This is a genomic window from Streptomyces sp. NBC_01013 (assembly GCF_045162765.1).
Lineage (GTDB): Bacteria > Actinomycetota > Actinomycetes > Streptomycetales > Streptomycetaceae > Streptomyces.
This window is the reverse complement of sequence record NZ_CP108687.1, coordinates 5456864-5476745: the sequence shown is the minus strand read 5'-3', so window position 1 is coordinate 5476745 and position 19882 is coordinate 5456864. Positions and strand designations below refer to the sequence as shown.

Sequence of the window (19882 nt, the reverse complement as noted above, 5' to 3'; positions counted from 1 at the left end):
CCGTTCGAGCCCGTCCGGCGATCGAGGCCACCCCCGACCGCCGGACGGTCCCGGTCACCTCAGCCCGCCGCCGGCTCCGCCGGCCACGGCACCTGGGGCGACCGGTAGTAGTCGATCCCCAGCGCCGTGAACCGCGGCCCGAGCGCCGCGAGGCGCACCTTGTACGTGTCCCAGTCGTGCGTCTCGGCCGGGGACCAGCCCAGCTCCGCGGCACCGGGCAGCCGCGGGAACGCCATCACGTCGATGTCGTCGCTGTCGGTCAGCGTCTCGGCCCAGATCGGCGCCTCGACCCCGAGCACCGCGTCCGCCGGGGTGTCCGCCAGGTAGGTCGCCGGGTCCCAGTCGTACGAGCGCTGCACCTCGACCAGACCGGCCCATTTCAGGCCCAGTTCGGTCTGCTCGTTGTACTTCATGTCGAGGTAGACCCGGTCCGCGGGCGACAGGACGAGCTTGGTGCCCTTCTTCGCCGCGTCCGCCACCTGCTGCCGGTCCGCGGCGCTGGTCTTGTCGTAGCCCCAGTACTGGGCCACAGCACCCTCGACCGGCGTGGCCCCGGTGAGCTGGTGCCAGCCCATCACTGTCTTGCCGTACTTCCCGACGACGGCCTGCGCCCGCTCCATGATCCTGGCGTAGTCCTCGTGACTGGTGGAGTGCGCCTCGTCGCCGCCGATGTGGATGTACCTGCCGGGGGTCAGCTCGGCCACTTCGCGGATGACGTCGTCGATGAACCGGTACGTGACGTCCTTGGCCGCGCACAGCGAGCTGAACCCGACCTTGGTCCCGGTGTAGAGCGGCGGCGCGACGCCGTCGCAGTTCAGCTCCGCGTACGAGGCGAGGGCGGAGTTGGTGTGGCCGGGCATGTCGATCTCCGGCACCACCTCCAGGTAGCGGGAGGCCGCGTAGCGCACGATCTCCCGGTACTCGCTCTTGGTGTAGTAGCCGCCGGGCCCGCCACCGACCTCCGTGGAACCGCCGTACGTGGCCAGCTTCGGCCAGGAGTCGACGGCGATCCGCCAGCCCTGGTCGTCGGAGAGGTGCAGGTGGAAGGTGTTCATCTTGTACAGAGCGATCTGGTCGATGTAGCGCTTGACCTCGTCGACCGAGAAGAAGTGCCGCGAGACGTCGAGCATCGCGCCCCGGTAGGCGTAGCGCGGCGCGTCGGTGATGCTGCCGCCCGCGACCTTCCAGGGCCCCTTCTGGCGGCTGCCGCTCTCCACCCGGGCCGGCAGCAGCTGACGCAGCGTCTGGACGCCGTGGAAGAGCCCTGCGGGCTTGCGGGCGGTGATGGTGACGGAGCCCCGGCCGGCGGTCAGGGTGTAGCCCTCGGCACCCAGCCCGCTGTCGTGGGAGCCGAGCCGGAGCCGGATGCCGTCGGGGCCGGCCCGGCCGGTGACCGGCAGGGCGAACCCGGTGGAGGGGCGCAGCACGCCCGCCAGGTACTCGCCGATCGAGCGGACCTCGCCGGACGAGCTGTCGACGCGGATCCTGGTGCCGCCGGTGAGGGTGTACGGGGATCCGCCCGGCCTCACCGAGGCGGGGGCGGGCACGACCTGGCCCAGCGGCCGGGGCGCCGAGGCGGCGGAGCCCTTGCTCGCCGCGGACGCCGCGGGGACGGCGCAAGCGGTGGAGATTCCGGCCGCCGTGACGAGAAGCAGCGAGCCGAGGAGGCGGGGTAGAGCACGGGGAAGAGCACTGCGCTGCGCGGTGTGCAGTCTCACAAGCCGGGTCCCTTTCTGCTGGTTCACACCTGGATCTCCTGACCATTCGAACCGTCACCATGCGTACCGCGTGCCTCACGGATGGTCAAGGTGTAGACCACTTCCCCGCATTGCCCGCGCCTGAACGTGGCCGAGCCGTCACGGGCATCTGGCCGAATCCCCGCCGCCCGCCGCTCCGGCCCCGACCGCTGGGGGCGATCCACGGACCGCGTGCGGCGGCACGGGCGGGCCGGAAGGGTCCAGGCCGACAGGATTGGCGACACTTGACCGCATTCCTGCCCGATATCGGGCAGGAATGTTGCGCGGAAGCCCCGCCCACAGCAATATCGACGAGTGCTCGAACGCCGCTCGTCCTACGACGACCTCATTGACCACCTGGTGCGCAGCACCGCGCTCCAGCGCGGCGAAGCGGCCCGGGTGATCCTCGACGTGCTGGCCTACTTCGACGAGACGACGGAGGTCTTCGTCCGCCGACGCCACCGCGAACTGCAGTCGGGCGGCCTGGTCAACGCGGAGATCTTCGAACGGATCTCGGCGGAGCTGCCGCACCGGGCGGTCGCGCCGCCGGAGCTCTCGCTCCGCCAGCTGCGTCGCATCGTCTACGGCTGAACCGGAGGACCGGCTCGCGGCCGGGCACCCAGCTACTTGTTCGAACCTGTACGTCGATGGAGGGGCAGAGTCTTTATGTGCGGAATCGTCGGTTATATCGGAAGGCGTGATGTGGCCCCGCTGCTGCTGGAGGGTCTGCAGCGGCTGGAGTACCGGGGTTACGACTCCGCGGGCATCGTCATCACCGGAAAGCCGGCGGCCGGCAAGCCCGCCGCGCTGAAGATGGTCAAGGCCAAGGGCCGGGTCCGCGAGCTGGAGTCCCGGGTCCCCAAGCGCTTCACCGGCACCACCGGCATCGCCCACACCCGCTGGGCCACCCACGGCGCCCCGAGTGACGAGAACGCCCACCCCCACCTGGACGCCGACAACAAGGTCGCCGTCGTCCACAACGGCATCATCGACAACGCCTCCGAGCTCCGCGCGAAGCTCGTCGCCGACGGCGTCGTCTTCCTCTCCGAGACCGACACCGAGGTGCTGGTCCACATGATCGCCCGCTCGCAGGCGGTCACCCTGGAGGAGAAGGTCCGCGAGGCGCTGAAGTCCGTCGAGGGCACCTACGGCATCGCCGTCATGCACGCCGACTTCAACGACCGCATCGTCGTCGCCCGCAACGGCTCCCCCGTCGTGCTCGGCATCGGCGAGAAGGAGATGTTCGTCGCCTCGGACGTCGCCGCCCTCGTCGCCCACACCCGCCAGATCGTCACCCTGGACGACGGCGAGATGGCCACCCTCAAGGCCGACGACTTCCGTACGTACACCACCGAGGGCTCGACCACGACGGCCACGCCCACCACGGTGGAGTGGGAGGCCGAGTCGTACGACATGGGCGGCCACGACACGTACATGCACAAGGAGATCTCCGAGCAGGCCGACGCCGTGGACCGCGTGCTGCGCGGCCGCATCGACGACCGCTTCTCCACCGTGCACCTGGGCGGCCTGAACCTGGACGCCCGCGAGGCCCGCGGGGTCCGCCGCATCAAGATCCTGGGCTGCGGCACCTCGTACCACGCGGGCATGATCGGCGCCGGCCTCATCGAGGAGCTGGCCCGCATCCCCGCGGACGCCGAGCCCGCGTCCGAGTTCCGCTACCGCAACCCGGTCGTGGACCCCGACACCCTGTACGTAGCCGTCTCCCAGTCCGGCGAGACGTACGACGTGCTGGCCGCGGTACAGGAGCTCAAGCGCAAGGGTGCCCGTGTCCTCGGCGTGGTGAACGTCGTCGGCTCGGCGATCGCCCGTGAGGCCGACGGCGGCATGTACGTGCACGCGGGCCCCGAGGTCTGTGTCGTCTCCACCAAGTGCTTCACCAACACCGTGGTCGCCTTCGCACTGCTCGCCCTGCACCTGGGCCGGATCCGCGACCTGTCGGTCTCCGACGGCAAGCGGATCATCGAGGGCCTGCGCAAGCTCCCGGAGCAGATCGGCCGGATCCTCGAGTCGGAGGACGAGATCAAGAAGCTGGCCGCGGAGTACGCGGGTGCGCAGTCGATGATGTTCATCGGCCGTGTCCGGGGCTACCCCGTCGCGCTGGAGGCCTCCCTGAAGCTCAAGGAGATCTCGTACATCCACGCCGAGGCCTACCCCGCCTCGGAGCTGAAGCACGGCCCGCTCGCGCTCATCGAGCCGGCGCTCCCCACGGTCGCGATCGTCCCGGACGACGACCTGCTGGAGAAGAACCGCGCAGCACTGGAGGAGATCAAGGCCCGCAGCGGCCGCATCCTCGCGGTGGCCCACCGGGAGCAGGAGAAGGCCGACCACACGATCATCGTCCCGAAGAACGAGAACGAGCTGGACCCGATCCTGATGGGCATCCCGCTCCAGCTGCTCGCTTACCACACCGCGCTGGCGATGGGCCGGGACATCGACAAGCCGCGCAACCTGGCGAAGTCCGTCACCGTCGAGTAGGCACGCGCCACGGACGCCGAGAGCGGCCCCGCGCCCACTTCATCCGTGGGCACGGGGCCGCTCTCCCGTGCGGGCCGGCGCCGCCCTCGGCCGGCCCCGGGCAGCTGCCTCAGCCGGTGGCCGTCACTCCCCGGCCGGCAGCACGCTTGGGCACCGAGGTCGGCCAGTGGGCCAACGCGGCAGTCGCTCCGTACCAGGCGGCGAGACCGGCGGCCGCGGCGAACCAGCCGCCCGCCCTGCCCAGGAAGCCGCTGTCCGCGAACTGCCCGACACCCAGCAGCAGTAGCGCGACGAACAGCAGTCCGTACGTCCCCTGGCCGAGCAGGCCACGACCGGCCGCCCCGAGTGTCAGCGTGAGCGCGAACAGCGCCCAGAGCAGCAGGAACAGCCCCGCCGCGTGGTCCGACACCCGGGCGTCGGCGCCGGTGCCCCAGGTGAACCAGAAGGCTCCCAGGCCCGCGAAGGCGGTGCCGGTGAAGCCGTTACCGCCGCGGAACTCCAGGAGTCCGGCGACGAACAGGGCGATACCGCCGACGTACAGCGCGAGCGAGACGGCATCGGCCGCCGTCACCCCGTCCACGGCCCCGGTGTGACCGATCCCGAATGCCAACAGCGTGAGTCCCAGGGCGAGATGGCCGAGGGTGGAGGTGCTGGTGTTTCCCGCAGAGACGTCGTTGTCCACGGCGGGCTCCCTTCACATGCGATCGTGCTGTTTCCAGTGACGCTTATGTACCCTTCACAAACGCACAATCCACATCTACGGACCGGTAGCTTCGTCTTTTCCGCTGTTTCCGTAGTCGAGTTGACGCCACGTCCGCTCAACTTCGATGGAACGAGACCGGCCGTCGATCGAAGTGGATCACCCCGGAACCGGAAGCAGACCGAAACAGACCGCCCGCTCCCGGCTGACGCGGGAACGGGCGGAAGGGGTACCGCGCATGCCGGGACCGGGGCCGCTACGGACGCAGGTACGGCGGAGCTACGGGATGACGACGACCGGGCGCTGCGCCCGGCGTGCCAGCCGGCCCGCCACCGAGCCGAAGATCCGGCCGACGATCCCGTGCGTGGACCCCACGACGATCGCGTCGGCCGAGTACTCCCGGCCGACCTCCTCCAGCTCGTGACAGATGTCCCCGCCGCGCTCGACGAGCACCCACGGCACCTCGGAGAGGTAGTCCGCGCAGGCGAGCTCCAGGCCGAGGACCTCGGTGCGGTGATCGGGGACGTCCACGAAGACGGGCGGCTCGCACCCCGCCCAGACCGTGGTCGGCAGCCGGTTGGCGACGTGCACGATGATCAGGCCGGAGCCCGTCCTACGGGCCATGCCGATGGCGTACGCGAGGGCCCGCTCACTGGAGGTCGAGCCGTCGAAGCCGACGACGACACCGTGCCTGAAAGCGGGATCGCACGCATGGCGTGCGTCTTCGGCCGCCTGCTGGTCCGACCGAGGGTCGGCTACCTGCTTGCGGTCCGCGGGTTCGGGGATTTCGTGACCGGCCATCGGTGTCTCGGCGAAGAGAGTCCTCGTGAGGAGAGCGACGTGGGGAAGCTGCGTCAGCGGGCGGTGTTGCGGTGTCCGGGAATCATCTTCCCGACCCCTTACCCCCAAGGGTACGGCGCCACTCCTCCACTGCCCAGACCCGCGCAAAGCGCGTGCGACGTTTCACGGAGCATGCCCGAGACCGCCCCGTATGGCAATGCCGGTTGCCCAGTACACCGACGTCGCGGGCCCCGGACACCCGCGTGCGGTGCCCGGGCGGGGCCCGGCCCCCGGCCGGGCGGCCCGCCCCAGCACGTCTGCCGCGGGGGCCGCGTGGCGTTCCGTACCGACCGGAACACCCCCCGAGCCGCCCCGGGGAACATCCCGCGCCCGCACCCGTCCCCCCGCGCCCACCCCTCCGGAATCCGTCGCGCAGCCGGCGACCGATGCGGTCCGCCCGGCGCTTCCGGCTGTCCGCCGGCGCCCGTCACCCTCCTCGCCCACGGCGGCCTGGCCGCCGCCACCGTGACCTGCCGGGCACTGCTCCGTCGGTCGGCCCGTGCAGCCGCCCGTCCGGCCGTCGACGCGGACACCACCCGGCCGCCTCCCCGGCTGCCCGCCCCGGCCCCGTGTCCGGCTCGTGTCCGGCCTCATGTCCGGCCTCATGTCCGGCCGAGGGGGCGCACAGAAGTGACCACGTCGCTCGGGTCGTGCGCCGGTAGAACGACTGAATTCCGTACACGCGACCGTATGTTTTCAGCCAACTTCAGGACGCAGTTGATTCCTTGTCGAATTGGCCGATCAACCCCCTTGCCAGCAGGCAGGAAGAGACCAAGCGGTACGCTTCCACCCCATGGGGACGGGCCATGAACGGCAGGCGCACTTCCCTGCACGACTCACGAGTGAAACGCTTCGTGATCGAATGCTTCCCGCCAGGTTGCCTTGTCGACATAAAGCCGGTTGGTGAACTTGTCACGACGGCACCACGGGACGCAGTAGATTCGATCTTGGGTGTCGAAGGCTGGGGACTCGTGCACGACCGAGGGGACATGTGCAGGTGCGACAGGCCCGTAAGGACCAGGAAGACGCGAACACCGAGGGGGGCTTAGCGTCATGAGCCAGGACTCCGCCACCGCAACGGAGGCTGTACGGAAGCTGAGCGGGCGCCGACGCCGTGAGGTGGTCGCCGTGCTGTTGTTCAGCGGTGGCCCCATCTTCGAGAGCTCCATCCCGCTCTCGGTGTTCGGGATCGACCGCCAGGACGCGGGAGTTCCGCGTTACCGGTTGCTCGTGTGCGGCGGCGAAGAGGGACCGCTGCGCACCACGGGGGGACTCGAACTGACCGCGCCCTACGGGCTGGAGGCGATCAGCAGGGCCGGCACCGTCGTGGTGCCCGCCTGGCGCTCGATCACCTCACCACCGCCCGTGGAAGCGCTGGACGCGCTGCGCCGCGCCCACGAGGAGGGCGCACGCATCGTGGGGCTGTGCACGGGTGCCTTCGTGCTGGCCGCTGCCGGGCTGCTGGACGGCCGTCCGGCCACCACGCACTGGATGTACGCACCGACGCTGGCCAAGCGCTACCCGTCGGTGCACGTCGATCCGCGCGAGCTCTTCGTCGACGACGGCGATGTGCTCACCTCCGCCGGTACGGCGGCCGGCATCGATCTCTGTCTCCACATAGTCCGCTCGGACCACGGCACGGAGGCCGCCGGGGCTCTGGCCCGCCGGCTCGTCGTGCCGCCGCGGCGCAGTGGCGGCCAGGAGCGCTATCTCGACAGGTCTTTACCGGAGGAGATCGGCTCCGACCCGCTCGCCGAGGTCGTGGCCTGGGCACTGGAGCATCTGCACGAGCAGTTCGACGTGGAGACGCTGGCCGCGCGCGCCTACATGAGCAGGCGGACCTTCGACCGGAGGTTCCGCTCGCTCACCGGCAGCGCACCGCTCCAGTGGCTGATCACCCAGCGGGTGCTGCAGGCACAGCGGCTGCTGGAGACGTCCGACTACTCGGTCGACGAGGTCGCGGGCCGCTGCGGCTTCCGCTCGCCGGTCGCGCTGCGCGGACACTTCCGGCGCCAGCTGGGCTCCTCCCCCGCCGCCTACCGGGCCGCCTACCGGGCCCGTCGTCCGCAGAGCGGTGGGCCGGAGCAGGTCGTCACGGCGGCCGAGCCGGCCGTGCCCGCCCAGGGCACCTCCGCGGGCCGTCGCGCCCCGGTGGCGGCTGCGGCGGGTCAGCCGGCCGCCGGTCCGTCCACGGCGGACGTGCCCCGCGGGGAGCACGGGAAACCGGTCTCCGAGGCGTACGCCTCGGGCCGCCCGGCCCTGCCGGGACAGCGGAGCGCCCCGTAGGGTGGGACGCATGAACGACCGCATGGTGTGGATCGACTGCGAGATGACCGGGCTCTCGTTGACGGAAGACGCACTCATCGAGGTGGCCGCACTGGTCACCGACTCGGAGTTGAACGTGCTCGGCGAAGGGGTGGACATCGTGATCCGCCCGCCGGACGCGGCGCTGGAGACCATGCCCGAGGTGGTGCGGCAGATGCACACCACCTCGGGCCTGCTCGACGAGCTGGCCGGGGGCACCACCCTGGCCGACGCCGAGGAGAAGGTCCTGGCCTATGTCCGCGAGCACGTGAAGGAGCCCGGCAAGGCCCCGCTCTGCGGGAACTCGGTCGGTACGGACCGCGGCTTCCTGTCGCGGGACATGCCGTCGCTGGAGGGCTACCTCCACTACCGGATCGTCGACGTCTCCTCGGTCAAGGAGCTGGCTCGCCGCTGGTTCCCGAGGGCGTACTTCAACAGTCCGGACAAGAACGGCAACCACCGGGCGCTCGCCGACATCCGTGACTCCATCACGGAGCTGCGGTACTACCGCGAGGCGGTCTTCGTCCCGCAGCCGGGGCCCGACTCCGAGCGCGCGAAGTCGATCGCCGCGCGCCTGTCGAAGCCCTCGGCCTAGGTCTTGGTGAAGCCGCTGGTCACGGCCCTCCCGGGGGCCGGGATCGGCGGCTGAACAATGAGGGCGCGAGCACCCTCTCGGACCCTGTACACTTTTTCTCGGCCGGTCGGAAACGCCCGGACATGGTGGGTATAGCTCAGATGGTAGAGCACCTGGTTGTGGTCCAGGATGTCGCGGGTTCGAGTCCCGTTACTCACCCTCTTCAGGGAAGCCCCTGATCTGCTTATCGCAGGTCAGGGGCTTTCTCGTTCCCTGGACTCACCGGACCGCGGCCAGTCGGTCCGATGTCCTGCCGACCGGGCCAGGCGCCGTGTCGACCGCCTCGCGGCCCTCGACCCGCGGATCCGGGACGGCCGGCGACGCGGGGTGGATCCACACCTCCCCCTCAGGGCGTTCACCGCCGGACCGGGAGTGTGACGCCGGCCACCGTCGCGAACCCCTTCCGCCTGTCTGCGGTGCACGTGCGCCGGCTCTCCCCCTGTTCCGTGAGCCCCTGCGGTCGCCGGCCACTCGTGGACCGCGCAGCGACGCCGCACGACTGCCGGCGACCTCCCCGGCGCGGCACGGGTCCGATGCCGTTGCTTCACCGGAGGAGAGGCGCACCGAGGGGCGCGCGCGAGTCCCGTCGACTCACGGCCCCCGCGCGCGTCGAAGGACGGTCTGCGCGTCACCGGGCAGCGTTGACGGGTCATCGGGGAACCAGGGGGACGCGCGGATCGCAACGGCGGGATCGCAGCTGCGCAGCGGGTGTTGGTGTGATGCCGGGACCTCGCGCCTGTCGTCCTGCGAAGATGGCGGCATGGAACGCGTGCTGGGCATTGGTGGCTACTTCCTGCGGGCTGCCGACCCCGCGGGCTTGAGCGCGTGGTACCGCGACTGCCTCGGGCTGGACGCCGGTGAGAACGGCCTTTGGCACCAGACGGCCGGGCCGACCGTGTTCGCGACGTTCGAGTCCGGGACCGACTACTTCGGGTCCCCCACCCAGCGGACCATGCTCAACTTCCGGGTCCGCGACCTCGACGCGATGCTCGCGCAACTGCGCGCCCGCGGAGCGGACGTGGCCGAGGAGGTACAGGACATGGAGGGTGTGGGTCGATTCGGCTGGGTCACCGATCCCGAGGGCAATAGGGTCGAGCTGTGGCAGCCCGCCTGAGCGCGCCCGCACGTGCACGGTGACGCACTGACGGACCAGTGGGTGGTGGCAGCACGAACCTCCGCCCAGGGCTCGCACCGTCGTGTCCCGCTACGCCTTCTGCGGCCCGCCAAGAACACCAGGAACACAAGGAGCACCAGGGTGCCTTCCGCGGCCCGCCGGAGGAGCCCCTGAGTGACCTCGGCGGCCGGGCTCACCCCACGCCGGCAGGCGTGAGGTGTCCGTCCCCCTCGCCACCCACCCACTCCGCGATCACTGCGGGGGCGACGTGGCACCCGCCACGGGCTGAGGGCCCGTCGGGAGCTCGACCTCGACCTCGGCGGACGTCACGCGCGCAGGATCATCCCCGACCGCTGTCGTACTCGGACAGGCGGTCCAGGAGCCGGGGCAGGGCGTCGAGCTGGGTCTGCTCGTCCGGACTCAGGAGCGCCTCCATCGCCTGGGCGACCCAGTCGCGCCTGGCCTTGCGGTCCGAGTCCAGGGCGGAGCGGCCCCGCTCGGTGAGGGTGAGCAGGAAGCCGCGGCGATCCTGCGGGTCCTCGCGCCGGGCGATGAAGCCACGGGCCTCCAGATCCTTCACGGTTCCGCTCTGGCTCTGGTGACGCACGCCACGCCGCTGCGCCAGGTAGGCCGTCGAGGCGCTGCCTTCGCGGTCGAGCAGGCCCATGGTCGTGGCCAGGGGCGGCGGAAGGGCGTCGGCCCGCGAGCGCGTCGCGCGCACGAAGCGCCCGACGGAGGTCCGCAGCCGCTCCGCCAAACGATCTTGGTCAACCATGGACCGATTATACAGTTTTACTGCATTACTCTCGACGCCCTCGCTGGCGACGAAGGGGCGCCACGAGGTCGCCGCCGGGCGGTCACCCCGCGCGATAAATACAGGAAAACTGTATACTTCTCCCGCATGAACGCCCCACCCATGAACGGAACCCCATGAAGCTGACGAAGTACGCCCACGCCTGCGTCGCGCTGGAGAAGGACGGATCCAGGATCCTGCTGGACCCCGGAACACTCACCCCCGACACACAGGACGCAGTCGCCGGCGCCGCGGCCGTCCTGATCACCCATGAGCACTTCGACCACTTCGACCACGCCCTGCTGGCATCCGCCCTCGACGCCGATCCCGAACTGCGCGTCTTCGGACCACGAGCGGTACTCGACAAACTGGGCAGCCACGCCGGGCGGGTGCGGGTCCTCGCGGCCGGGGACACCCTTGGCATCGCCGGCTTCACCGTCGCGGTCCACGGCGGACGTCACGCCACGATCCACGCGGACATCCCCTGTGTCGACAACCTCGGCTACCTGATCGACGAGGCGGTCTTCCACCCGGGCGACGCCTACTTCGTGCCCGAGGCACCCGTGGCCACGCTGCTGCTGCCCACCAGCGGGCCCTGGACCAAGCTGGGCGAGGCTGCCGACTACCTGCGCGCGGTCGAGCCCCGCCAGGCGATCCAGATCCACGAACTCATGCTCAGCGACCTGGGCCAGGCCTCGACCCGAACCATCCTGGCCGGCCTGACCGGCATCGAGCTCACCCTCCTTCCCCCCGGCCGGAACATCGACCTGTGAGGACCGGTGACCGGCACAGGGGGCGGCCGCACACGCGCTTCGCCACGATCAGGCACGGTGACAGACATCCCCATAGGGCGCGCACCGAGGACACCCGGGCGCCCACCGGGCCCCGGACCCGGCCACGGGGGCCGCGGTCACGGACACGGTCACGCGCGTGCGGCTCGGGGCGTGCCCGCCGGGCCATGGCCCTGATCGCCAGTCACGAGGAGCGGATGACCGGCCCGCGGCCGGGCACCCGGGCTGCGGGACGGACGGTCACGGAATCGGACTCGGCCGGTGGCCGGTCAGGACCGTGCATCCCTTCACGAGGAGTCCCGGACCACCAGTTCGGTCGGCAGCACGATCTGCGGGCGCTCGGTGTTCTCGCCCGCGATCTCCGCCAGGAGCACCCGGGTCATCGCACGACCCATCTCCTCGATCGGCTGGCGCACGCTGGTCAGCGCCGGGTCCATGTGCCGGGCCACGGAGGAGTCGTCGAAGCCGACGAGGGCCACGTCCTCCGGGATGCGCCGGCCGGCCTCGCGCAGCACCTGACGGGCACCTGCGGCCATGAGGTCGGACGCGGCGAAGACCGCGTCCACGTCGGGGCGGCGGGCGAGCAGTTCGCGCATGGCGCGGACACCGCCCTCCTCGGAGAAGTCCGCGGGGGCGATCAGCCGCTCGTCCGGTTCGAGGCCGGCGTCGGACAGGGCCCTGCGGTAGCCGTCGAGGCGCCGCTGGGCGGCGTAGACGTCCAGCCGCCCGGTGATGGTGGCGATGGAACGGCGCCCTCGGGAGACCAGGTGCTCGACCGCTCCGCGGGCGCCCTCGAAGTTGTCCGAGTCGACCGAGGGCAGCGGCTCGGTGGCGGACCTGCGGCCGTTCATCACGGCGGGCATGCCGAGCTGTTCCAGCAGATCGGGCAGCGGGTCGTCGGCGTGCACGGAGACCAGCAGCACGCCGTCCACCCGGTGGGCGGTCAAGTACTGGGCCAGTCTTCGGCGTTCGCGGTCGCTGCCGACGAGAGTCAGCAGCAGCTGCATCTCGGTGTCGGCGAGGGCGGCGCCCACTCCGCGGACGATGTCGGAGAAGTAGGGCTCCGTGAAGAAGCGGCTCTCGGACTCGGGCACGACGAGCGCGATGGCGTCCGTCCGGTTCCCGGCCAGGGCGCGGGCCGCGCGGTTGGGTACGTACCCGAGCTCGGCGACGGCCGCCTCCACCGCCTCGCGCGTGTGCGCGCTGACCCGCGGTGAACCGTTGATGACCCGCGAGGCGGTGCCGCGCCCCACCCCCGCCCGTGCCGCGACCTCTTCGAGCGTGGGCCGGCCCCCGCTCCGTACTCGCGCTGCCGTCATGGCTGCCTCCCGTTCGCGGTCAATTTCTCACAGTCGGATAACCAAACCAAGTCCTGGTGTGGGATCCCTTGACACTCGACGGGACCGGCCCGCCTCTCCCCGGCCCGCATCGTGGGAGCGCTCCCACTCTACGCGCGTGGTCAACCGGCTCGCGCAGGTCCCGGGTACGGGCGGCGGAAGGGGTCGCGGACATGCCTGAGACCCGGCACGGGGCCGGGTCTCAGGGGGTGGGTCTCAGGGGGTGGGCGGCGCGAGGATCAGGAGAGGTCCGCCGGCGGCAGCGCGTGACGGCGGATCACATCGGAGTACCAGTGGGCGCTCGCCTTGGGGATGCGGCGCTGGGACGCGTAGTCGACGTACACCGTGCCGAAGCGCTTCGAATAGCCGTAGGCCCACTCGAAGTTGTCCATCAGCGACCACAGGAAGTAGCCACGGACGTCCGCGCCGTCGGCCACCGCCCGCTGCACGGCGTCGAGGTGGCCGTGCAGGTAGGCGATCCGCTCGGGGTCCTCCACCCGGCCCTCGGGCGAGACGTAGTCGTCGAAGGCGGCGCCGTTCTCCGTGACCATCAGCGGCATGCCGGGGTGGTCGCGGGTGACGTCCATCAGCAGGTTGTAGAGCCCGTTGGGGTCGATCGGCCAGTCCATCGCGGTCCGCGCCTTCCCCTCGGCGAGGTGGAAGGCCACGTGCTCGGAACCGGGCCAAGGGGAGAACGCGCTGGAGCCGTGGACATCGTTGCCACTGCCCGCCTCACCCTTCTCGGGTGTGGAGACCAGCGTCGGCGTGTAGTAGTTGATGCCCAGGATGTCGACCGGACGCGAGATGGCGGCCAGGTCGCCGTCCTGGACGAGCTTCGACCAGTCCACCAGGTGCGCGGTGTCGGCGAGCAGGTCCTCGGGGTACTCGCCCCGCAGCATCGGCTCGGTGAAGATCCGGTTGCCGACCGCCTCGATCCGGCGGGCGGCGTCCGCGTCGGCCGCGCTCGCGGTCAGCGGGCGGACCTGGTGGAGGTTGAGGGTGACCGAGGTCTGCGCTCCAGCGGGGAGTTGATCGCGCAGAACCTCGATCGCCCGGCCATGGGCGAGGTTGAGGTGATGGGCCGCCCGCAGGGCGGAGGCGGGCTCGGTGCGGCCGGGAGCGTGCACACCGGAGCCGTATCCGAGGAAGGCCGAGCACCACGGCTCGTTGAAGGTGGTCCAGGTCGCGACCCGGTCGCCGAGCGCGCCCGCCATGATCGCGGCGTAGTCGGCGAACCGGTCGGTGGTGCCCCGCTGGGGCCAGCCGCCGGCGTCCTCCAGCTCCTGGGGCAGGTCCCAGTGGTAGAGGGTGGCGACGGGTGCGATGCCCGCTTCGAGCAGCTCGTCGACGAGCTTGCGGTAGAAGTCCAGACCGCGTTCGACGGCGGGGCCGCGGCCGGTGGGCTGCACGCGGGACCAGGAGATGGAGAAGCGGTACGCCTTCAGCCCCAGCTGCTTCATCAACGCCACGTCGTCGCGGTAGCGGTGGTAGTGGTCGGCGGCGATGTCGCCGGTGTCGCCGTTGCGCACCTTGCCCGGGGTACGGCTGAAGGTGTCCCAGATGGAGGGGGTGCGGCCGTCCTCGGCAGCGGCGCCCTCGACCTGGTAGGCGGCGGTCGCCGCCCCCCAGACGAAGCCCGTCGGGAATTGCGTTGCCTCGGGCGCCTGCTTCGGGGCGATGTCGGGTCGTACGGCAGTCATGCGGGAGCGCTCCCAGGGGTGGACGGACAGGGGCGGTGAAGGGGGGTGGAACTCCGGAACCCGTACAACCCGCGGTCAGGTACGGGCCGTACGGGAGTTCCGGGAAGTAGCGAGGGGCTGCGGGAAACGTCAGCCCTTGACGGCGCCTGACATGATCCCGCCGACGATCTGCTTGCCGAAGATGACGAACACCACGAGCAGCGGCAGCGTGCTGATCAGCCCGCCGGCCATCACGATGCTCTCGTCGGGGGTGTAGGAGGCCTTCAGCTGGCCGAGGGCCACCTGAAGGGTGGGGTTCTCCGCGTTCAGCGCGAGGTAGGGCCAGAAGAAGTCGTTCCATGCCTGGACGAAGGTGAGCATGCCCAGCACCATCATCGCGGGGCGGGCCACCGGAAGCACGACGCTGCACACGATGCGGAAGTTGCTCGCACCGTCGATCTTGGCGGCCTCGATCAGCTCGTACGGCAGCGCCTCGGTCAGGTACTGCCGCATGAAGAACACGCCGAACGCGCTGACCAGGGTCGGGAAGATCACCGACTCCAGGCTTCCGCTCCAGCCGAGGTCGGACATCATCATGAACAGCGGGACGACGCTGAGCTGCGGCGGGATGGTCAGGGTGGCGATGACTCCGGTCATCAGCGCGCCGCGGCCGCGGAAGCGCATCTTGGCGAAGGCGTAGCCGGCCAGGGTGCAGAAGAAGAGCGTCGCCAGCGTGATGCAGCTGGAGACGATGAAGCTGTTGAGGATCGCCTTGCCCAGGTGGGCCTGGTTCCAGGCGGCGTCGAGGTTGTGGAACAACCGGTCGCCGGGCAGGAACGGCGGGGTGGACGCCAGTACTTCGTCCTGGGTGTGGGACGCGGCCACCAGGGTCCAGTACAGCGGCAGCAGCGAGCCGATGCCGACGACGGTCAGCGCTATGTAGGCGAACGGACCGCCCTTCAGCTGCTGCCCGGCACCGGGCTTGAAGCGGCTCGCACGCTTCGGCGCGCGGTGCGCGGTGCGCGCCGGGAGGACGGAGCCCGGGACTTTGGTGGGGCTGGTGATGGTCATGGATATCGCTCCCGGTCAGACCGCGGATTTGCGTACGAAGCGGCCGATGAGCCAGTTGACCGCGGCGATGATCAGCAGGAGGGCGAGCATCGCCCAGGCCACTGCGGCGGCCGGACCGAGATGCCCCAGGTTCCAGCCGTAGTTGTAGAGGTAGATGCTGAGGGTCTCGTACTGGTTCTCGTTGCCGCCGATCGCGCCGAGGGTGCCGCCCTCCAGCAGCAGGGGCTCACCGAACAGCTGCATGGAGCCGATGGTCGAGATGACGATCGTGAACAGGATCGTGGGCCGCAGCGAGGGAATGGTCACCTTCAGGAACTGCTGCCAGCGCGAGGCGCCGTCGAGCGAGGCGGCCTCGTACAGATCGGACGGCACTGCCTGCATCGCGGCGAGGTAGATCAGGGTGTTGTAGCCGGTCCAGCGCCAGATCACGATGACGGAGATGGCGATCTTGGACGTCCAGTGGCCGTTGGCCCAGTTGGTGTGGCCGAGGCCGACGAACTCCAGCGCCCAGTTCAGCAGACCGCCGTCGGCCCGGAAGACCAGGGCGAAGACGAGGGCGGCGGAGGCCACCGAGGTGGCGTACGGGGTGAGGATCACCGTCCGCCAGAAGGTGCTGGCACGCAGCTTGTAGTTCAGCAGGTGCGCCAGACCGAGCGCGACGAGGAGCTGCGGGACCGTCGACATGACACCGATCAGGAAGGTGTTGGTGACGGCGGTCCAGAACTCCGAGTCGTGCAGGATCTTGTCGAAGTTGTCCCAGCCGACCCACTCCATCTGGTCCAGGCCGGTCATCTCCACCCGGTGCAGGGCGATCCAGCCGGTGTAGATCAGCGGGTAGAGCCCGAAGGCGCCGAAGACGAGGAAGAACGGGGCGATGTAGGCGTACGGGGACGCCTTGTCGTCGAACCGCCAGAGGCGGCTGCGCCATGCCTGCCGGCGGGTGCTGACCGGCTTCCGCTGGGAGCCGGGGGGCGGCGGGGCGTATACATCCCGGGTGGGAGACGAGGTGGCCACGGGCGATATTCCTTCCCTGGATTGCTTGGGTTACCCGGGTGGAAGCTGCAGTCCCACTCCCGACGGGACCGGCTCGGGGGGCGGCCGGTGCGGTCGATCGCAAGGCGCCGGAGTGACCTCAAGGCGTAGCCATGCGGGCAGTTCGGCGACGCGGCGAGCGGCGCACCGGGCGTCCGGGCCGGGCGGGTGTCGGACTACAGCAGCTGACGGGGGCCGGACGGGCGGCGCGTGCGGCGGGCTTCCCGCGGAACGGCCGGGTTACCGGTCTCCCCCGTGGAAGCCCACGGCACGCGGGCCTGCTCGGCCCCGTGCCCCCGTGAGGGGGGCGGGAACACGCAGGTGCGGGCGGCCCGGGGGCCGCCCGCCGCTACGACCGTCAGCCGATCGCCTTGTCGATCGCGTTGGTCGCTGCCTTCCACGCGTCGTCAGGCTTGGTGCCGCGCTGCTCCATGTTGTTGATCTGGGTGGAGATGGTGTCCTTGATGATGCCGTCCTTCGGGCCGAGGATCGTCTCGGGGATGGACTTGGCCTCGTCGGCGTAGATCTGACCGATCGGCGCGTCGTTGAAGTACGCGAGCTTGGCGGTCTTCACGTCCGGCAGGTCGTACGCGCCCTTGTTGGACGGGAAGCTGCCGATCGCCTTGAAGACGGCGGCCTGCTGCTCGGGGGCGGTCAGCCACTTGACGAGCTTGCCGGCCTCCTCGACGTGCTTGCCGGCCTTCGGGACTCCGAGGAAGGAGCCACCCCAGTTGGCGGCGGTCGCACCCGGGGCGGTGGTGATGTCCCACTTGCCCTTGTTGGCGTCACCGGCGTTCACCGAGATCTGACCGGCCATCCAGGCGGGACAGGCGACGGTGGCCATGGTGCTCTTGCGCAGAGCGGCCTTCCACGGGTCGCTGAACTGGGCGAGGCCCTGCGTCAGCTTCTTGTCCGCGGCCTCGGCCGCCAGGTTCCAGCCCTGCTCGACGCTGGGGCTGTCCTTGTAGACCGCCTCGCCGTTCTCGTCGTAGTACTGCTTCGCGTTCGAGCTGACGACGGCGTTGTACATGGCGCTGGCGGAGTCCATGAAGTAGGTGCCGCTGGGCGCCTTCTTCTTGTACTCCTCACCGAGCTTGAGGTAGTCCTCCCAGCCACCGGCGATCTTCGCGGCGACTTCCTTGCGGTCGGTCGGCAGGCCGGCCTTCTTGAAGAGCTCGGTGTTGTAGCAGAGCGACATCGGGCCGATGTCGGTGCCCGCGCCGATCACCTTGCCGTCCTTGGTGGTGGCCTGCTTCTCCTTCCAGGACACGAACTCGTTGACGTCGATGACCTTGCTCAGGTCGGCGAACTGGTCCGCCTTCGTGTCGGCGAGCTCCTTGATGCGCCCGACCTCGAGGCCCTGGACGTCGGCCAGCCCGCTGCCCGAGTTCAGCTGCTGGAGCAGCTTGGGGTAGTAGACCTTCTCATCGGCGGTGGTGTCTTCCTTCACCGTGATGTTCGGGTTCAGCTCGTGGTACTTCGCGAAGAGGCCGGCTTCCTTGTAGCCGAACTGCCCGAAGTCCGCGACGGTCAGCGTGATCTTCCCGTTCGCGTCGGAGGACGTGTCGTCCGACGAGTCGGAGTCGCTGCTGCAGCCGGTCAGCAACAGCGCCGTGGCTGTCAGGCCCGTGGTGGCCAGAACCGCGACTCTGCGGCTCCGACCGGCGGCGGTGCGGGTGATACGCATTCCACTACTCCTTGTTCCAGGGTGGGACTGGCTCACTGCGTGGCATACGCGCTGGTGAGTGCGGGTGCCAGTTGGTTCAGGGGGGAGGACACGGGCAGTGCCGTTCGCACGAGAAATCCTCCTGCGATGTGGGAGCGCTCCCATGCGCCGATGTCGGAAGGTTGCTGCCTGGGAGGGGTGGGTGTCAAGAGTTGAAGACGCTTCCGTTGCGCGAGCGTGTCCTGCAAGTCACGAGACCGTGTCCGGCCGAAGGCTTGCCAAAGCGCGTCACCATCGGAAGCGGATTGACAGATTCCCGAATTCCCGCAGGTGGGAGCCCTGTTGGTAGTGGATCTCGCGGTCAGCTCCGGGAAGCGGACCCGAACGCGCCGGTTTTCCGGAAACCCCCGGAAACACCCTCCGCCACCCCCGATTCCGCCGACCGGGCCCGCCGGAAGGTGAACGGGACGTCACGCGCAGGGGGCGTCCAAGGCCATCTCCGTGTTCTTTCCCCGAAGTCGAGCGCCGGACGGTGGCCGAAACGACGACCCGTCCGGTGACCTGAACGAGGCCCGCGGAAGCCGCGGAACCGGACAAGCCGCCCTCTCGGGGCGGCCCGGGCGGCCGGGCCGGGCCGGGCCGACTGGACGCGTCGGGCCTCGCGATGCGGGGTGGAACGGGGGTGGGACGGCCGGGCACGCCGAGGGCCGGCAGGACGGGCGCGCCGAGGGCAGGACGGGCACAGGCAGGGCAGCGGCGCCGGGGGCCGGGGCCGGGGGCCGCTCAGGGCGCGCGCACGGACGGGCCGGGGCGACCGGCGCCCTCAGGCCCCGCGCAGCCGGTCCAAGGTGTGCTGCAACTCCGCCTGGGCCGTCCGCCCCGCGGACTCCGCATCACCCGCCACCACGGCGGTGACCAGCGCCCGGTGCTGGGCCTCCCCGTGGTGGGGGTCGCCGCGCCGCAGCCCGAGCAGGTCCACCAGGTCGATCAGGGCCTGCCGCAGCGCCGGGGCGAACTCGGCGAAGAGGTCGATGAGTACGGGGTTGTGGGCGGCCGTCACGACCGCCCGGTGCAGGGCGATGTCGGCGTCCACGAACGCCGCGTCATCCTGCTCGGCCCCCGCCGCCCGCCGGGCCCGGAGCGCCGCGTCCAGGGCGGTCAGGTCCTCGTCCGTGCGGCGCTGCGCGGCGAGGCGGGCGGCCTGGACCTCGATCAGCATCCGCACCTCGTAGACGTCGGTGACCGCGGCCCGACGCAGCCTGACCGGCCACTCCTCCGTCGCGTGGTCGGCGATGACGAAGACGCCGGCGCCCTGGCGGGACTGGAGCAGGCCGAGCGTGGCGAGCGTGCGCACCGCCTCGCGCACGGTGGAGCGGCCCACGCCGAGCGTCTTGGCGAGCGTGGTCTCGCCGGGGATCTTCGTGCCGACCGGCCAGTTCCCCTCGGTGATCTGCGCGCGCAGATGACGTGTGGCCTGTTCGACCAGGGGGCTGGGGCGGAGCGGGCCGAGCGAGGACACGGGATTCACCTGTCAGGTTGTCTGAGGACTTGGTTTCTGGCTACTGTACCGATCATGACGTACCGCGGTCTCCTTCTTCTCGGCTGCCGCGGCGGGGCCTGAAGCGATCGGCACCCCGCCGCGGGGTGCCGTGCTGTGCCGGTCGCATCCGGCGATGCGAGAAGAGACCA

General features: G+C 70.4%; 16 protein-coding genes and 1 tRNA gene. 7 read left to right on the top strand and 10 right to left on the bottom strand.

The annotated features are described in order from the left end of the window. Window positions 1–59: 59 nt before the first annotated feature. A complete protein-coding gene (locus OG538_RS23845) occupies window positions 60–1718 on the bottom strand; it encodes a beta-N-acetylhexosaminidase (RefSeq protein WP_406100274.1) in 1659 nt (552 codons plus the stop codon). A gap of 333 nt (window positions 1719–2051) precedes the next feature. Here OG538_RS23845 and OG538_RS23840 point away from each other — a divergent pair, with 333 nt between their 5' ends. Then, window positions 2052–2327 carry a hypothetical protein gene (locus OG538_RS23840; RefSeq protein ID WP_406096755.1) on the top strand — a complete coding sequence of 92 codons (276 nt, stop codon included), beginning with the start codon at window positions 2052–2054 and terminating at the stop codon, window positions 2325–2327. Window positions 2328–2402: 75 nt separating this feature from the next. After that, window positions 2403–4232 (top strand): glutamine--fructose-6-phosphate transaminase (isomerizing), encoded by a 1830-nt coding sequence (gene glmS / locus OG538_RS23835; protein ID WP_406096753.1) that lies wholly within the window; start codon window positions 2403–2405, stop codon window positions 4230–4232. 109 nt (window positions 4233–4341) lie between these two features. On the opposite strand, the gene OG538_RS23830 is transcribed toward glmS, so the two are convergent. Next, entirely contained in the window at window positions 4342–4914 is a 573-nt protein-coding gene (locus tag OG538_RS23830) for an acetate uptake transporter (protein ID WP_406096751.1), read from the bottom strand. Window positions 4915–5211: 297 nt separating this feature from the next. After that, window positions 5212–5733 (bottom strand): universal stress protein, encoded by a 522-nt coding sequence (locus tag OG538_RS23825; RefSeq protein ID WP_148018802.1) that lies wholly within the window; start codon window positions 5731–5733, stop codon window positions 5212–5214. Window positions 5734–6825: 1092 nt separating this feature from the next. Between OG538_RS23825 and OG538_RS23820 the strand changes: the two genes are divergently transcribed. The 4 genes from OG538_RS23820 (at window position 6826) to OG538_RS23805 (ending at window position 9824) form a co-directional block, all read left to right on the top strand. After that, complete coding sequence (locus tag OG538_RS23820) at window positions 6826–8058, top strand: helix-turn-helix domain-containing protein (protein ID WP_406096746.1); 1233 nt, start codon at window positions 6826–6828, stop codon at window positions 8056–8058. Between the two features lie 10 nt (window positions 8059–8068). Next, a complete protein-coding gene (gene orn / locus OG538_RS23815; RefSeq protein ID WP_406096744.1) occupies window positions 8069–8671 on the top strand; it encodes an oligoribonuclease in 603 nt (200 codons plus the stop codon). A gap of 125 nt (window positions 8672–8796) precedes the next feature. Further along, window positions 8797–8869 (top strand) — tRNA-His (locus OG538_RS23810). A gap of 601 nt (window positions 8870–9470) precedes the next feature. Beyond that, complete coding sequence (locus tag OG538_RS23805) at window positions 9471–9824, top strand: VOC family protein (protein WP_406096742.1); 354 nt, start codon at window positions 9471–9473, stop codon at window positions 9822–9824. 340 nt (window positions 9825–10164) lie between these two features. On the opposite strand, the gene OG538_RS23800 is transcribed toward OG538_RS23805, so the two are convergent. Next, a complete protein-coding gene (locus tag OG538_RS23800; protein ID WP_406096740.1) occupies window positions 10165–10599 on the bottom strand; it encodes a MarR family winged helix-turn-helix transcriptional regulator in 435 nt (144 codons plus the stop codon). A gap of 155 nt (window positions 10600–10754) precedes the next feature. Between OG538_RS23800 and OG538_RS23795 the strand changes: the two genes are divergently transcribed. After that, on the top strand, window positions 10755–11390 hold the full coding sequence (locus tag OG538_RS23795) for an MBL fold metallo-hydrolase (RefSeq protein ID WP_406096738.1): 636 nt from the start codon (window positions 10755–10757) through the stop codon (window positions 11388–11390). A 305-nt stretch (window positions 11391–11695) separates the two neighbouring features. Here the strand turns inward: OG538_RS23795 and OG538_RS23790 are convergent, their stop codons facing one another. The 6 genes from OG538_RS23790 to OG538_RS23765 all read right to left on the bottom strand — a co-directional run bounded on the left by OG538_RS23790 (window position 11696) and on the right by OG538_RS23765 (window position 19721). Beyond that, window positions 11696–12727 (bottom strand): LacI family DNA-binding transcriptional regulator, encoded by a 1032-nt coding sequence (locus OG538_RS23790; protein ID WP_406096736.1) that lies wholly within the window; start codon window positions 12725–12727, stop codon window positions 11696–11698. Between the two features lie 257 nt (window positions 12728–12984). After that, entirely contained in the window at window positions 12985–14445 is a 1461-nt protein-coding gene (locus OG538_RS23785) for a GH1 family beta-glucosidase (protein ID WP_406096734.1), read from the bottom strand. A 129-nt stretch (window positions 14446–14574) separates the two neighbouring features. Continuing rightward, the gene (locus OG538_RS23780; RefSeq protein ID WP_406096732.1) at window positions 14575–15495 is read right to left on the bottom strand and encodes a carbohydrate ABC transporter permease; all 921 of its coding nucleotides are present in this window, start codon (window positions 15493–15495) and stop codon (window positions 14575–14577) included. A 15-nt stretch (window positions 15496–15510) separates the two neighbouring features. Continuing rightward, window positions 15511–16509, bottom strand: a complete 999-nt coding sequence (locus OG538_RS23775) for a carbohydrate ABC transporter permease (RefSeq protein WP_406096730.1) — start codon at window positions 16507–16509, stop codon at window positions 15511–15513. Window positions 16510–16885: 376 nt separating this feature from the next. Next, window positions 16886–18214, bottom strand: a complete 1329-nt coding sequence (locus OG538_RS23770; RefSeq protein WP_406096728.1) for an ABC transporter substrate-binding protein — start codon at window positions 18212–18214, stop codon at window positions 16886–16888. Between the two features lie 802 nt (window positions 18215–19016). Next, window positions 19017–19721, bottom strand: coding sequence for a FadR/GntR family transcriptional regulator (locus tag OG538_RS23765; RefSeq protein ID WP_406096726.1), 705 nt, complete (start codon window positions 19719–19721; stop codon window positions 19017–19019). Between the last annotated feature and the right edge of the window lie 161 nt (window positions 19722–19882).